The 16,122-nt window shown below is 29.0% G+C and carries 16 protein-coding genes; 4 read left to right on the top strand and 12 right to left on the bottom strand.

The features are described 5' to 3' along the window. Positions 1-55 precede the first annotated feature (55 nt). Entirely contained in the window at positions 56-2,416 is a 2,361-nt protein-coding gene (locus ACAG39_04670) for an ATP-dependent DNA helicase (GenBank protein ID MEZ0536534.1), read from the top strand. A 47-nt stretch (positions 2,417-2,463) separates the two neighbouring features. On the opposite strand, the gene ACAG39_04665 is transcribed toward ACAG39_04670, so the two are convergent. Then, entirely contained in the window at positions 2,464-3,309 is an 846-nt protein-coding gene (locus ACAG39_04665; GenBank protein ID MEZ0536533.1) for a DegV family protein, read from the bottom strand. 145 nt (positions 3,310-3,454) lie between these two features. Between ACAG39_04665 and ACAG39_04660 the strand changes: the two genes are divergently transcribed. Next, entirely contained in the window at positions 3,455-3,958 is a 504-nt protein-coding gene (locus tag ACAG39_04660) for a flavin reductase family protein (GenBank protein ID MEZ0536532.1), read from the top strand. 94 nt (positions 3,959-4,052) lie between these two features. Here the strand turns inward: ACAG39_04660 and ACAG39_04655 are convergent, their stop codons facing one another. The 3 genes from ACAG39_04655 to lepB all read right to left on the bottom strand — a co-directional run bounded on the left by ACAG39_04655 (position 4,053) and on the right by lepB (position 6,285). Beyond that, the gene (locus ACAG39_04655; GenBank protein ID MEZ0536531.1) at positions 4,053-5,210 is read right to left on the bottom strand and encodes an aldo/keto reductase; all 1,158 of its coding nucleotides are present in this window, start codon (positions 5,208-5,210) and stop codon (positions 4,053-4,055) included. A gap of 17 nt (positions 5,211-5,227) precedes the next feature. After that, positions 5,228-5,620 carry a MerR family transcriptional regulator gene (locus tag ACAG39_04650; protein ID MEZ0536530.1) on the bottom strand — a complete coding sequence of 131 codons (393 nt, stop codon included), beginning with the start codon at positions 5,618-5,620 and terminating at the stop codon, positions 5,228-5,230. Between the two features lie 119 nt (positions 5,621-5,739). Next, the gene (gene lepB / locus ACAG39_04645; protein ID MEZ0536529.1) at positions 5,740-6,285 is read right to left on the bottom strand and encodes a signal peptidase I; all 546 of its coding nucleotides are present in this window, start codon (positions 6,283-6,285) and stop codon (positions 5,740-5,742) included. 510 nt (positions 6,286-6,795) lie between these two features. On the opposite strand from lepB, the gene hisS reads away from it, so the two are divergent. Continuing rightward, entirely contained in the window at positions 6,796-8,061 is a 1,266-nt protein-coding gene (gene hisS / locus ACAG39_04640; GenBank protein MEZ0536528.1) for a histidine--tRNA ligase, read from the top strand. Between the two features lie 22 nt (positions 8,062-8,083). Further along, positions 8,084-9,871: an aspartate--tRNA ligase gene (gene aspS / locus ACAG39_04635; GenBank protein MEZ0536527.1), complete on the top strand. Its 1,788-nt coding sequence runs from the start codon at positions 8,084-8,086 to the stop codon at positions 9,869-9,871. A 10-nt stretch (positions 9,872-9,881) separates the two neighbouring features. Here aspS and ACAG39_04630 read toward each other — a convergent pair whose 3' ends face one another. From ACAG39_04630 to folP, 8 genes are all read right to left on the bottom strand, one after another. After that, positions 9,882-11,111, bottom strand: coding sequence for an MFS transporter (locus ACAG39_04630; protein ID MEZ0536526.1), 1,230 nt, complete (start codon positions 11,109-11,111; stop codon positions 9,882-9,884). Next, positions 11,101-11,532, bottom strand: a complete 432-nt coding sequence (locus ACAG39_04625) for a helix-turn-helix domain-containing protein (GenBank protein ID MEZ0536525.1) — start codon at positions 11,530-11,532, stop codon at positions 11,101-11,103. Before ACAG39_04625 ends, ACAG39_04630 begins: the two co-directional genes overlap by 11 nt. Positions 11,533-11,661: 129 nt before the next feature. Further along, positions 11,662-12,513, bottom strand: coding sequence for a DNRLRE domain-containing protein (locus ACAG39_04620; GenBank protein ID MEZ0536524.1), 852 nt, complete (start codon positions 12,511-12,513; stop codon positions 11,662-11,664). A 118-nt stretch (positions 12,514-12,631) separates the two neighbouring features. Next, positions 12,632-13,390, bottom strand: a complete 759-nt coding sequence (locus ACAG39_04615) for a DUF6385 domain-containing protein (protein ID MEZ0536523.1) — start codon at positions 13,388-13,390, stop codon at positions 12,632-12,634. Positions 13,391-13,520: 130 nt separating this feature from the next. Next, entirely contained in the window at positions 13,521-14,288 is a 768-nt protein-coding gene (locus ACAG39_04610; protein MEZ0536522.1) for an SDR family oxidoreductase, read from the bottom strand. Then, positions 14,281-14,754 (bottom strand): 2-amino-4-hydroxy-6-hydroxymethyldihydropteridine diphosphokinase, encoded by a 474-nt coding sequence (gene folK, locus ACAG39_04605; protein ID MEZ0536521.1) that lies wholly within the window; start codon positions 14,752-14,754, stop codon positions 14,281-14,283. The genes ACAG39_04610 and folK overlap by 8 nt, the downstream gene beginning before the upstream one ends. Before the next feature lie 15 nt (positions 14,755-14,769). Next, positions 14,770-14,967 (bottom strand): DUF3006 domain-containing protein, encoded by a 198-nt coding sequence (locus ACAG39_04600; protein ID MEZ0536520.1) that lies wholly within the window; start codon positions 14,965-14,967, stop codon positions 14,770-14,772. Between the two features lie 20 nt (positions 14,968-14,987). Next, positions 14,988-16,121, bottom strand: a complete 1,134-nt coding sequence (gene folP / locus ACAG39_04595) for a dihydropteroate synthase (protein ID MEZ0536519.1) — start codon at positions 16,119-16,121, stop codon at positions 14,988-14,990. Position 16,122: the final 1 nt, after the last annotated feature.

Genomic DNA, 16,122 nt, shown 5'->3' with positions numbered 1-16,122 from the left:
TAAATTAATCTGATAATATTTATTTTACTAAATATATCTAGAAAGGCAATTATTTATGCTAAATAATGCTATTAATCTATCTGTAAGAGATCTTGTAGAATGGGTTTTAAGAAGTGGAAGCATTGATAATACATATATCTCGAATAAAAGAAATGTTGATGGAATAAATATTCATAAATTGATACAGTCTTCTTATACCGACTTGGATTATGAAAAAGAAGTAAACCTTGAGTATACAATTGGTATTGATGATTACGATATTACTATAGCAGGACGAGCAGACGGAATATTTTTTAAAGATAATATATACTTCATTGAAGAAATAAAATCAACAGTATCCAATTTAGATAGTATTGAATTAAATGAAATTCATTTAGCTCAAGCAAAGTGTTATGCATATATGTTTAGTAAAATAAACAACTTGAGGCAAATATGTATAATAATGACATATGTTAATATTGAATCACTTGAAAAGAAATGCTTTGAAAGTGAATATTCAATAGAAGAACTTGAACAATTCTTATATGATTTAATAAATAGATATTTAGATATAGTTAAATATATTACAAAACATCAATATCAAAAACTTTCAACTATATCTAATGTAAAATTCCCATATAAAAAAGTTAGAAAAGGACAAAGACAGTTTGCAACAGCAGTTTATACAACAATAAAAAATAATGGTAAACTTATTGCACAGGCACCTACAGGTATTGGCAAAACCATTGCGGCATTATATCCTGCCATAAAATCTTTTGCTAATAATTCTATCCAAAAAGTATTTTATCTAACCCCTAAAGAGACAACAAAACTTCAAGCAAAAGAAACAATGAAACTTTTTTTAAATTCGGGATTACACATAAATACATTAATATTAACCTCAAAAGAAAAAATTTGTCCAAAAGAAATAAAAAGGTGTAATAAAGACTATTGTGAATATGCTTTAGGACATTTTGATAGAGTAAATAATGCAATTTTCGATTTAATAAACTCTACAAATCTTTTTGATAGAGAAACAATAGAAATATATGCAAAAAAGTATACAGTTTGTCCTTTTGAATTTTCACTTGATCTTAGTCTTTTTTCAGATATTATTGTTTGTGACTATAATTATGTTTTTGACCCTATGGTATACCTAAGAAGATTTTTCGATAATAATCCATCTAATTATGTTTTATTAGTTGATGAAGCTCATAATTTACCAGAAAGATCAAGGGATATGTACTCATTTACCTTAAAAAAGGAAGATATTCTAAATGTAAAAAATCAGTTTAAACATATTGAATTAATTAAAAAACAGTTAGATAAAATTAATAGAATATTTATTAAATATAAAAAATTATGTAATGGTGAAGGCTTTTATGTAACCAAAGAAAAACCTTATGATTTACTAAATGCATTGTATTCATTTGTAAATACTATTCTAAGTATTTTAAATGAGCAAAATCAAGAGCTGAATAAGGATTATGAAAAATTAGAAACATTATTACAATTATTTTTTGATACTTTTAGATTTATTAAAATCTCTGAGTTTTTTAATGACAATTTTGTTATATTATGTGAAGAGGTTGAAAAAAGCTTTAGTATAAAAATATGCTGTTTAGATTCATCAGAATTAGTTTCAAATATGCTTAACAAAGTACATTCAAGTATACTATTTTCTGCAACACTAATTCCTTCTGAATTTTTCAAAAAATATTTTTCATCAGAAGGAAATGCAGAATATATAAAAATAAAGTCACCATTTGATGAGAATAATAGGTTGTTGTTAGTTTTAGGTAATATATCCACAAAATATAAAGATAGAATGAATACAATAGATGAAATATGTAAAAGTATCATAATTGCTATAAGTATAAAAAAGGGGAATTATATGGTTTTCTTTCCCTCATATGAATATATGAATTTGGTCAAAGATAGGTTGTTAAAGTATATTGATAATGATACTGATGTTATTTTTCAAACACAAAATATGACCGACCATGAGAAAATACAATTCTTATCAAAATTTGAAGAAGATAGTTTTAATACAACTGTAGGATTGAGTGTTTTAGGTGGTGCTTTTTCTGAAGGCATAGATTTTGATGGTGATAAGTTAATTGGCATAATTATTGTAGGTGTTGGTATTCCACAGATAAATATTGAAAGAAATCTAATTAAAGAACATTTTAATAAAAAAGGTGTTGATGGCTTTGATTATGCTTATACTTATCCTGGAATAATAAAGGTTATTCAATCAATTGGAAGACTTATTAGAACAGAAACTGACAGAGGTTTTATTTTGCTTATTGACCAAAGGTATAAAAATACTAAATATAAGAATTTATTATTATCAAATTTTGAAAATATACATTTTGTAAAAACATATGAGGAAATAAGTTGTAAAATAAAACTATTTTGGGATAATATAGGGTGAACAATATAAAAAAGAGGCTTTCCAAATATTGGTTGGCCTCTTTAAGTTTAATCCTCAATATAAAATACACCAACTGTTCCGGGGCCGCAGTGAGTTGAGATTACTGCACCTGCATCAAAAAATATTATTTCTTTAACATTTGAAATTTTTTCTGACTTATCTTTTAACAATTGCAGACCATTTATACATTCTGAATGGCCTAAAATTAATCTACCTTTATAAAAACTTCTATTTTCAATAAAATCACTAAAATATTGTGTTAAAACCTTTTCCTTATTCCCCCTATATTTTGTCCCAACATGCATAAATCCATTTTCCACAACAATCTGTGGCTGTATTTTCAAAAGACTTCCCGCAAGCATCTGCACTGATGAACATCTTCCACCCATATGTAAATATCTTAAAGTCTCAATGACAAAACTACCTCTAACTTTTGGAATAAGTAAATTAATTCTTTCAATAATACTTTCTCTTGAAAATCCCTCTAATGCCATCTCAGCTGCTTCAATAGCAAGTATACCTATTCCAAGGCTTAAATTTCTTGAATCAACTATACTGATCTTTTCAGGTGATACCTCTTTGGCTGCAATACAAGCATTTTGATAAGTAGCTGAAAGCTCAGAAGAAATACTAAAAAATATTATTTCATATCCTTCATTTATATACCTTTTGAAAGTTTCAGTAAAGTCATAGACACTAGGTGCAGATGATTTTGGTAATTCATTGTAGTAATCAACAAGTTCATATAATTTTTTAAAATCTATTTCCAAAGTATCTTTGTAAGTCTTTTCACCTATTGTTACATAAAGTGGTATTATGTCAATGTTCAATTTTTCTCTAAGTTGCTTTGGGATATCTGCTGTGCTGTCAGTAATTATTTTTATTTTGCTCATTAGATTACACCTCGTTAAATTATTTAAAATAAAATCTTATTTTTCCTTCATATTATACTCTATTTTATCATTTTATAAAGTTTGAAATCTACAATTTTATTATGTTAAAATCTTAATAACCTAAAATTATTGGGAGGTGTAGTATATGTTTAAAAGAATTGATTCTAAATTATTACAAATAAATCCTTTTAATTTAATTAGTTCTAATTGGATGCTTATTTCAACAGGAAATAAAGATAAATTTAATGCTATGACTGCAAGCTGGGGTGGTTTTGGATTTATTTGGAATAAAAATGTTACTTTTTGTTTTATTAGACCTCAAAGATACACCTATGAACTAATTGAGAATAATGATTATTATTCTTTTAACTTTTTTGATGAAGAATACAAAAAGGTTCTTGAAAAATGTGGCAGTGTATCAGGAAGAGATGTTGACAAAATAAAAGAAAATAATCTCCATCCTACTGTACATGAAAGTGGTGCTATATATTTTGAAGAATCAAAATTAGTTGTTGTTTCTAAAAAATTATATTTTCAGGACATAAATCCTAATCAACTTATTGATTCATCAATTGATAGAATGTTTTATCCCAATAAGGATTATCACAGGATGTATATTGGGCAGGTTATTGAAATACTTGAGAAATAAGCCAACGGGGACGGTTCTTCCTGGCTCACACTGGCAGATAGTGGCAGACAGTGAGCCAACCAGAACCGTCCCCATTGGCTTCCATTGGCTTTTTTTATTCAAAGATTGCTTTAACATTCTTCAATTCTTGTCTAATAGCTATCTTTTGTGGGCAATGTGTTTCACATTTGCCACATTCAACACATGAAGATGCTCTTTCGTTTGAGGCAATTTCTTTATTGTAATTATATTTTATTTCATTTCTTTCTGCTTCATTTTCAGTTAGATAGTATTTATTATAATATAAGAAGTTCTTAGGTATATTTACGCCAGATGGACATGGCATACAATATTCACAACCAGTGCAATTAACCTTTATCTTCTTAAATGTTTCTTTTGCTTTTTCTATAACAAGCAATTCTTCTGATGTCATTGAGTTTGGATTTGCATCACTTGCTGTTTTTATATTTTCTATTACATCGCTCAAGGTATTCATACCGCTTAAAACAACAGAAACATCTTCATGATTCCATATCCATCTTAATGCCCATTCTGCAGGGGTTCTTTTGACTTTTGCATTTTTAAATTCTTCTAAAACTGGCTGTGGAAGGCTTTTGGCAAGCAATCCCCCTCTTAAAGGTTCCATTATAACTATACCAAGACCTTTTTTAGCTGCATACTGTAAACCCTCTTTACCAGCTTGATATTCTTCATCAAGATAGTTGTACTGTATTTGGCAGAATGACCAGTCATAGTAGTCAACTACTTCTTTAAATAAATTGACATCATCATGGAATGAAAAACCTGCATATTTGATTTTGCCACTTTGTAGTGCTTTATTTAAAAAGTGGTCGATACCAAGTTTAGTTAGATTAGCCCAAAAATCCTTGTTTATTGCATGAACTAAATAAAAATCAATATAATCTGTTTCAAGTCTTTTTAATTGTTCGTTTAAAAGTCTATCCATGTCTTCATGAGTTTTTATAAGCCAACTTGGAAGTTTTGTTGCAAGTTTTACCTTTTCTCTGTAGCCATCTTTTAATACCTTAGCAACAAATGGTTCACTTGCTCCACCTTTGTCGCCACCAGAACCATGATATGGATAAGCAGTATCAATATAATTTACACCATTGTCTATTGCATATCTTACCATTTCTGTTGCTTTATCATAATCAATTTTAGTTGGGTCATTATCCAAAATAGGTAATCTCATGCATCCAAAGCCTAATATTGAAACCATTTCATTTGTCTTACCAAATTTTCTATAAAGCATATCATTTTCACCTTCCATTATTTTTGTTTTGTTGTTTCAATTTTTCTATTTTTAGCCACTGTATTATTGTACCACTCAATTTTATGATTAATCTTTTGTAAGTAATTATTCAATTCTTCAATTTTTGCTTCAATATATTTTTTATGATTAAGAAGAATTTCTCGTCTATCCTCTATGGTAGCATCACCTAAGTTATTAAGCTCAACATACCTTTTCATATTTGTAATTGACATTCCTGTATCTCTTAAGCAGCGAATAAACAATAGCCACTCAACATCGCTTTCTTTAAATATCCTGTTTCCATGTGCGTCGCGTTCAAGATTAGGAAGTAGTCCTTCTTGTTCGTAATACCTTATTGTATATGCTGAGAGATTAGTTTTTTCAGAAACCTCTTTTATGGAGTATTGCAACATATCCCTCCTCTCAATGAGAAGAATAAATGAATTACTTATTTGAAAGAAAAGACTATATGTAAATTTTTATTTAATGATATACCTTAGAGTGTACTCTAAGTCAATAATAATTTTACTTAATTTATAAATCCAATTTTTTTTAGAGGATAAACACGAAATATAACTTTACCCACAATATCTTTTTTCTCAACATATGGATTTACCCATTCTCTACTATCAAATGAATCATTTCTATTGTCTCCTAACATAAAATAATGGTTCTCAGGAACTTTGTAAGGTCCATAGTTCCCTTCCATCTTTTCTAATATATAATCTTCTTTGTAAGGTTTATTGTTCACAAATAGAATTGAATTTCTTATGTAAATTGTATCACCAGGAAGTCCTATTACTCTTTTTATATAAATCTCTTCCTTATTATCTGGCATTTTAAAAGCAACAATATCCCCTCTTTTTATTCTTGTATACTTGAAAAGCCCTGATGTTTTTAGCCCAAGAAGTCGGTCATTAATATTAATAGTATTTTTCATAGATGGTGTTGGAACAACCACTAATATTAAGACATATTGCTGAATTATGTATGATACAAGCATTGCAGCAACCAAAACTGATAAAATACTTAAAAAAGCCTTTAATATCCTCTGCCTTTTTATGCTTTCGTCCATTCTGTCATCTCCTATCGGTTATAATTTTATGCCAATGATGCCAACGGGGACGGTTCTTTTTGTCACGTTTTGTTATATTATTCCAAGTATTTCTGTTCCCCAACAACTAATTGGTATGTCTAAATAATAAGAAACATTTTTCACTAAGCATTATAAAAATAATTCAATCCATTGTTATGTAATCATGCACATAACAAAAGTATTAGATTATATTATCAACGTTATGTTTATCTTTCATATATATTTTATCATTATAATTTATTTTTTTAACTTTATTTTTGAGGTTTATCTCATTTGTTGGAGACTTATTTAATATTTTTCTTTAGTAATTTGTAAGATAGTAATCAATAGTAAGGAGTATCATTTAAGAAAGGCTATGTAAGTTGCATTGTAATTATATGGTAATATCTAATAAAAAGGAACTATCTAAATGCCACATAAGCAATACTTGAAAGAGTTTGTCTAAATAATATATAATGTTTAGGATAAAGAGTTTTAGGGAGAGATTTTATTATGATACAAGCACCAAAGGGAACTCGAGATGTTTTACCTGAAGAAAGTTTTATATGGCAGTATTTAGAGAATAAGTTCCATAATATATGTAAATTATATGGTTATCAGGAGGTTAGATTCCCTACCTTTGAAGCTACTGAGCTTTTTGAACGCGGTGTTGGAGACACAACTGATATTGTTCAAAAAGAGATGTACACCTTTAATGATAAAGCAGGAAGAAGTATAACCTTAAGACCAGAAGGTACTGCTTCTGTTGCAAGAATTTTTATTGAACATGGCTTTAATTCAAGACCTATGCCTCAAAAACTATGTTACAACATCTCAGCTTTTAGATACGAAAATCCACAGGGTGGTAGATACAGAGAGTTCCATCAATTTGGCATTGAGAATTTTGGCTCAAAAAATCCGATAACAGATGCTGAGGTTATTTCTTTTGCTTATAACTTTTTTAAAAATTTGGGGCTTTCTGATATAAAAATTAATATCAATAGTATAGGTTGTCCAAATTGCAGAAAGGATTATCATAATAACCTAAAAACATACTTTTCAAATTATAAAGATAAGCTTTGTAAAACTTGCTTAACAAGATTAGAAAAGAATCCTTTAAGAATTTTAGATTGTAAAGAAGAAAGTTGTAAAGTTATAACAAAAGATGCTCCAAAACCAATTGATAATTTATGTGACGAATGCAAAACTCACCATGATAGCTTATGTAATTACTTAAGTGAGATAAATATACCATTTAGCATTGACCCTTGGATTGTAAGAGGACTTGATTATTACACAAAAACAGTTTTTGAGGTAATTGATGTTGTCGAAGGTAGAGAACTTGCTATTTGTGGCGGTGGTAGATATGATAATTTAATAAATGAAATTGGTGGTATGGATGTTCCAGGAATAGGTTTTGCTTTAGGCATAGAAAGACTCATTAGCCTTTTGAAAAATAAAAACCTTGTTCCAGAAAAACCAACCGTTCCTGAGGTATTTGTAATTTCAATGGGTGAAAGAGCTAAGATTTATTCACTTAAGGTAGCTAATTTATTAAGATCAAATAATATTTCAACAACTATTGAAGAATTAGGAAGAAGTATAAAAGCTCAGATGAAATATGCTAATAAACTTGGTTGTTCTTTGGTATTAATTATTGGTGAGAATGAGATTGATACTGGAAAATTTAATATTAAAAATATGAAAAATTCCGAAGAGTATCAGGTTGATGAAACAAACCTATTGATGAAAATAAAAGAGCTAATTTTTAAATAAATATTTTGAAAGGGTGATATTAGTGGAAAGTATTAAAGGATTAAAAAGAACAAAGTATTGTGGAGAGGTTTCGGTTGAAGATGTTTCTAAAGAAGTAACACTGACAGGTTGGGTTGATGTTAGACGAGACTTAGGAGGTATTATTTTTATTGATTTAAGAGACAGAACTGGAGTTGTTCAAGTAGTTTTTGACGAAAAATCTGGTGAAGAACTTTTAAAGAAAGCTGACAGATTAAGGAGTGAATATTGTATTGGTGTTAGAGGTATTGTTGAAAAAAGGCCTCTTGAGACAGTTAATCCAAAGTTAAAAACTGGTGAGATTGAGGTAAGAGCAACAGAGCTTAGAATATTTAGTAAATCAGAAACACCACCATTCCCGGTTGAAGAGGGTATAAATGTTAACGAGGCAACAAGGTTAAAATATAGATATATAGATTTAAGAAGACCTGATATGCAAAGGAATATCATGTTCAGACATAAACTATATCAAGTTGTTAGAAACTTTTTGGCAAACAATGGCTTTATTGAGATAGAAACACCTATGCTTACAAAATCTACTCCAGAGGGGGCAAGAGATTATCTTGTTCCAAGCAGAGTATTTCCAGGTAAATTTTTTGCATTACCACAGTCACCACAAATATTTAAGCAACTTTTGATGGTATCAGGTTTTGATAGATATTTTCAGATTGTAAAGTGCTTTAGAGATGAGGATTTAAGAGCTGATAGACAGCCAGAATTTACTCAAATAGATATCGAAATGTCATTTGTTGATGTTGATGACGTCATTGAGATAAATGAAAAACTTATTGCAACAATGTTTAAGGAAATGCTTGGTATTGATATAAAGCTACCTCTTCCAAGGTTATCATATAAAGAGGCAATGGAAAGGTTTGGTTCTGATAAGCCAGATACTCGTTTTGGTCTTGAACTTGTTGATTTAACTGATATTGCGAAAACATGTGAATTTAAGGTATTTAATGATGCTGCAAACAAAGGTGGTTCAGTTAGAGCAATTAATGCAAAAGGAGCTGCAAAAGCCTTCAGCCGTAGAGAAATTGATGCTTTAGTTGAATTTGCAAAAATCTATAAGGCAAAAGGGCTTGCTTGGATTGCTGTTGAAGAAGATGGCTTAAAATCACCTATTGTTAAGTTTTTGAAACAAGAAGAAATTGATTCAATATTAAGTAGACTAAATGCAGAGGTAGGAGATTTACTTTTATTCTCTGCTGATAAGAATGAAATTGTATTTGATGTACTCGGAAATCTTAGACTTGAAGTTGCAAGAAAGATGAATTTGATTGATGATTCAAAATTCAATCTATTATGGGTAACTGATTTCCCACTTTTTGAATATAGTGAGGAAGAAGGAAGATATGTAGCAAAGCATCATCCATTTACATCACCAAGAGAAGAGGATATAGAACTTTTAGAAACAAATCCTGCTGAGGCTCGTGCTAAAGCATATGATATTGTTTTAAATGGAACTGAAATTGGTGGAGGTTCTATAAGAATTCATCAGCAAGATGTTCAGAAAAGGATGTTTAAAGCACTTGGCTTTAGTGAAGAAAAAGCTTATGAAAGATTTGGATTTTTATTAGATGCCTTCAAATATGGTACACCTCCACATGGCGGAATTGCTTATGGATTTGATAGATTATGTATGCTACTTCTTGGTTTAGATTCTATAAGAGATACAATAGCATTCCCAAAAGTAAAGGATTCTTCTTGTCCTTTAACTGATGCACCAAGTGAGGTTGAACCAAAACAATTAAGAGAACTTCATATAAAGACTGATGTTATAAAACTATAAAAAGAGGCTGCTAATCTGCGGCCTCTTTCATTTTAAGAACAAATATTAACATTATAGATGCTAAAAATGCCATTATTCCTCCAAAGATAAATGGAGCTGAAGAACCAAAATATTGCCAAAGCAGCCCTGCAATTAAACTTGATGGCATTGCAAAAATACCAATTGCACCGTTGTAAAGCCCATAAGCAGTTCCTCTTTTTTCACTTCCTACAAGGTCGGCAACAATAGCCTTTTCTACACCTTCAGTAAGACCATAATACAGTCCATAGAGGATATATAATATTACAATATGTTCCACCTTGGATGCAAAGCCAAATCCAAAGTAAATAAAAGCATATAAAATCCAACCAGCTACAACTATATTTTGCCTTTTAATTTTATCTGAAAGAATACCTGCCGGAAAAGCAGTTATTGTAGTAAGCAAATTAAAGAAAATTAGCATAATGAATATTTGAAGGATACTTAAGCCTTTATTTTGTGCTTGTAAAATCAAAAATGCATCGCTTGAATTACCAAGTGTAAATATTGCTATTGTTAATAGATATAATTTAAACTTCTTGCTAAAACCTTTTAAAGATAAATCAACTTTATTTACAGATGGGTTTTTAGTTTTAACATCTTTTATAAATAATACAATAAGAAGAACAGATATAAAAACCGGTATAATAGAAATTAAAACAAGTATTTTGAATAATGACTGTGTAAAAGTATGGATATTTCTTTGAGTTATGTAAATTATAATTGAAGCTATTATAAGTCCCATTATCGCTCCAACAGGATCCATTGCTCTATTAAATCCAAATGCTTTTCCTAACTCTTTCTTATCTGTTGTATTTGCTATAAGAGCATCTCTAGGTGAGGTTCTTATACCTTTCCCTACTCTATCAAAAAATCTAATAAGAAGAACTATAAACCAATTATTAGCAAAATATAATAATGGCTTAGAAACAGCTGATAATGTATATCCAAGAGTTACAAGACTTTTTCGTTTATTTAGTTTATCAGAAAGATATCCTGAGAATATTTTTAGAATTGTAGCGGTTGAATCTGCTACACCTTCAATAAGACCAATTATTGATGTTTTTGTTTTCAGTACATTGTTAAGGTATAGCGGTAATGCTCTTACTGTTATTTCACTAGAGAAATCATTTAGCATACTAACAAAGCCAAAGATAAATGCATTCCAACTAATACCAAGTATTTTCCTGTTCTTTACTTCATTATCTTTTTTATTCTCCATCTTCATTCCCTTCCTTTCCTGTGTTTTCCCACTCAAACTCAAGCTCAAACTTAGTTGTATCAGCTCTTTTTTTAATCTTTGCTTCCATTACTACATTATCAGGAAATTCAAAATATTTTCCCTCAATTTCAATATATTTTTCAGTTTGGATTTTATTAAGTAGTTCTTTGGAATGTTCAATTATATCACTTGTTCTCCCAGCATTTATATATTCATATCTTGAAACCAATGTCTTATTAGTAAAGTAATCTTTTGAAGATCCTTTACTTAACCAATCAAGTAAAGCATTTTTAGAAAACCTCCACTCCCTTCCTATTTTTCTGGCTGGTATGTCTTCATCTTTTAGAATTTGAGAAAAAGTTTTTGTTGATATACCAAGAAACTGAGCAGCCTCTTCGAGATTGAGAACCTCTTTTTCCATCATCTTCACCTCATATTCATATTATATTATTGTTATATTATATATATTTTATTTTGTCAATATAAGAAAACTAATAAAAATAGTTGACAATTGGAAACATCCATATTGTCAACTATAGAAAATAAATGTTTAATGCATAAATTCTTTATATACATATCTTATCTTAATATTTATATTACCAATGGCATTTGCTTTAAATCTTATGAATTTACTGTAATATTTAGGTATAATTATTTTAGTTTGGCCTGCTTCAAGAATTTCTGTCAAATCATTAATCCAATTTATTCCATCATTACTACATTCAATTGTTAATTCAGCTGAATTTGTTGCATCATTTTTAGCTATCACTGTCCCATCCAAAATATAACTGGTATCATAACTATTACTTACAACTTGTGTTGAGCCTATTAGTATAACCTCTTCTTCTTTAAATTGGATTGTTTGATTAGACACTATTATATCAGGAATTGGTGGTATACTATATACAACTCTAAGTAAAGGTCTTAAATATTTCATTGAAAATCTAAATGAAGTAAAAGACATCAAAGATTTTCTATCCTCGTTTAAAAAAAGAATAAGCCCTTTATTTTGTAAAGTACCATTAACCCACCTCACTACAATATCCTTTATATCAACTTCAACTGTAATTTTATTGTTATCAATAGGTTCTTCAATAAAAAAACTCTCATAAGCAGGTATATTATTATATGTTGTTTTAAAACTAAAATAATCTAATAAAGCATGTACTTTTATTATTTTATCTTCATGAGGATAAAAATCTTTAGCTTTGAATAGTATTAATTCAGCTTTTGTAATTATACAATTTTGAGGAATAGTAGAAGTATCAAAAAAAATAAGGCTTCTAAAAATATTTCTCCCATCTTTACCTAAGTATATATATTTTTTACTTAATTTATTGTCTGTATTCTCAAAATTTGTAACTGATATAGATAAATTTGTTTTTAAAACAATCTCGGACATCTTTATCCCCTATTTTTTTTTCTCATACATTATATGATTTTTTAAAAATTATGTGAATTAAAGCAGTAATTAAATAATATAAAAAAGAGTAGCTATTTTTATGCTACTCTCATTTATTTTAAACGTGAGCTTGAAAATATATATCGAGAGTTGTTGATTGAGTAAGAACTGTACTCTTATATCCTAATCTTATATAACGTAGGAACTTATTAGGTACTAAAACATCTTTATCTCCAGCGGGTAATGATGCCAATAATAAAAGATCTACTGTATCATTAGCATTTGTAGTAGGACTAATTTGAAGAACTAAATCAGCAGCATTTAATGTTCCTGTATTTTTTACGTAGAATGAATAGGTACCATAATTTGACACATCAATAAAATCAGTATATTGAAAGGTATCAGTTGTTGTTACATTTAAAAAAGAATTTTCATAAAATGTTCTTCGGTTATGATTAATATTTACATCTCCTGATGTTGTTGTAGATATTACTGTATTACCTGAAGTGCTTTGCCCATAAACTAATATATTGTCTTGGGTATTGTTTAAATTTCTAATGTCAAGATCTGTTGCTTGAATTGTTAAAGTCCCTGTTGAACTTATAACTATTTTACCATCTGTGTCAGTAAGAATTGGCTTATTTGTTGTACCATCTGTTCCATATATTTGAACACTATCTTGAGTATTACTTAGGTTTCTGATGTCTAAATCTGTAGCTGTGGCTGTAACTGTACCTGATATATTTACAGTATCTTCAACTGATTTTATGAATATCTTCCCATCGTTATTTACCGCAACTGGTGTGTCTAAATCAGAACCAAACATTTGTACTTTAAGATCATCAGGTTTGCTGGTAAATACCGAATAATTAGGCATTTATTTACCTCCAAAAATATTATTTCTATTTGCAATATTAATATATTCAAATATTAAACTATTGATACTTATTAAATACGTAAAAATTATATAGTATTTTTTGTAAATAATAAATATATTTAATTTTTATTCATTCCTCATATATCATCTTTATAGTCATTCCACCATCAACTGTAAGGTTTGTACCAGTTATAAATCCTGCTTTTTCAGAACATAAGAAAAGACATGCATTTGCAATATCCTGAGGCATTCCTACCCTACCTACTGGATGCTGTAGATGGTCAATCTCTCTTAGAATCTCAGGCTTTCTTTGTGAACTTTTTTTATAACCAGATACATCTATCCAGCCAGGGCTAATTGAATTTACCCTTATCTTTCTATAAGATAATGAAACTGCTAAAGAATGTGTTAATGCAATAATTCCACCTTTTGAAGCTGAATATGGTTCTGTATCCTTTTCAGACATAAAGGCTCTTGTTGATGCAATGTTTATTATAGATGAATATTGTGGCATACTATCTATTAGATATTTCACCATGAGATATGGAGCTCTTAGATTAACATTGATAACATAGTCCCATTCCTCAACTGTTCTATCAATAATACTTTTGGTATTGCCAACTCCAGCATTATTAATTAATATATCTACTTTGTTATATCTTTTAGTTATTTCATTACAAGTCATTTTTATCTGTTCTGGTTGTGATAAATCACATATAAAGTAATCAATGTTTTTATACTCTTTAAACTGGTTGTTTTTTATCTCATCTATTGCCTCAATATCATTATCAATAATCAATACTAATGCCTTTTCTTTTAAAAAACTCTCAGATATAGCATAACCAATCCCTTGAGCACCACCAGTAACAACAACTATTTTATCAGCAAATTCACTCATCTTTAACACCTTCTTTTGATAATAATTCAGATAACATTATATTCACTGATTTTTTAAAAATTGGATGAACAAAATCAGGAGCAATTTCATTCAGTGGCTTTAAAACAAAAAGCCTTTTCTCTATCTCTGGATGAGGAATTGTGAGTATATTTGAGTTAATTATAAGACTGCCATAAAAAAGTATATCTATATCTATATTCCTTGGTCCCCATCTTATCTCCCTTACTCTTCCCATTTCTTTTTCAATATTTAAACAAAAGTCTAACAATTCATATGGTGTTAAATTAGTTTCACCTTCTAAAGCACAGTTAATAAATTTAGGTTGATTTGTATACCCATAAGGCTCTGTTTCAATAAATTTTGAAATATTTATTATTTTAATTTCTTTGCTAAGTTTTTTAATTGCAGAGTTTATATTCTCTTCTCTATTACCGATATTGCTTCCAAGCCCTAAAAATACAGACATAAATAACACCTTTCTTTATTCAGATAGTTCTTCGAAAAGCTTCTGAGTTTTTTCTAATCTTTGCTTTGTTTCTTTTTTATCTATCTCTATAATTATAACATCCCCTTCTTTTACTTCTTTAGGTAAAAGTATTATTGGCATATTAACTATTGTTCTATCTGGTAGCTCTACAACAGCAAAATCTCCCTCAATTCTATCTACAACAACCTTCATAAAAAACACCTTCTATAAAATTAATAGTTATATATAGCATTTGTCATGGTAACCGCTCTTTTGTTTTCTTTAACATCATGTACCCTTACAAATTCAATACCCTTCATAGCACATATAACTGAAATAGCTATTGTTCCTTCCAATCTTTCCTCAGGTGGTAAATCCCCTAATACCTTTCCAATTGTTGATTTTCTTGATGCCCCTATTAGTACAGGACAACCTAAACTTTTAAACTCATCACACCTTCTTATAATTTCAAGATTGTCCTCAACCCTTTTCCCAAATCCAATACCTGGGTCTAATATAATATTTTCTTTTTTAACCCCATTTTCTATTGCATCTTCAATTCTCATTTCAAAAAACTCATATATCTCTTTTACAACATCATCATAATATGGATTTTGCTGCATATCTTTTGGTGTTCCTTTTATATGCATTATTATTATTGGTACATTGAGGGAAGCAGCAACTCTAAACATTTCTTTATCAAAAAGACCACCTGATATATCATTTATTATATCTGCACCAGCCTCTATGGCAAGTTTTGCAACTCTACTTCTGTAAGTATCAATTGATATAGGTATATTATTATTAATTTCTCTTATCTTCTTTATTGCTGGAATTACTCTATTGATTTCCTCCTCTTCAGTTATAGGTTCTGAAAAAGGTCTTGTTGATTCCCCGCCTATATCTATTATATCTGCCCCATCTTCTATCATCTTTTTAGAAACTTCCTGAATAGCATCAAGATTCTGATATCGTGAACCTTGATAGAATGAATCTGGTGTAATGTTCATTATTCCCATTATATTAGTTTTATTTAAGTCAATCTTCCTTCCTTCTTTTAATAAAAGTATTCTGCTGAAATTCTCTTCAAAAGAACAAATATCTTGATCTTTTAAAAGGTCTTGTATCAAACATTTGGTTTTATTAAAGTTTTCTCTTGTTGTTGATAAAAAAAATTCATTTTCATTATAAATTACATGATATCCATTTTCCATAAGTATATGTTTTATATGGTCATCTAAATTACCCTTCTCAAATGTAAAAATCATATTTTCTGAATAGTTTAAAAATCTTTCTATGTTCTCTGGTTCAAAGCCTTTTGACAAAAGTAGTTTTTTTAAATTTGCATCTTTTGAAATTAATCTCATA

The sequence above is a fragment of the Caldicellulosiruptoraceae bacterium PP1 genome, from assembly GCA_041320695.1.
GTDB lineage: Bacteria > Bacillota > Thermoanaerobacteria > Caldicellulosiruptorales > Caldicellulosiruptoraceae > JBGGOQ01.
The sequence above is the reverse complement of the archived record's forward strand: the minus strand, read 5'-3'. Positions and strand labels throughout refer to the sequence as shown.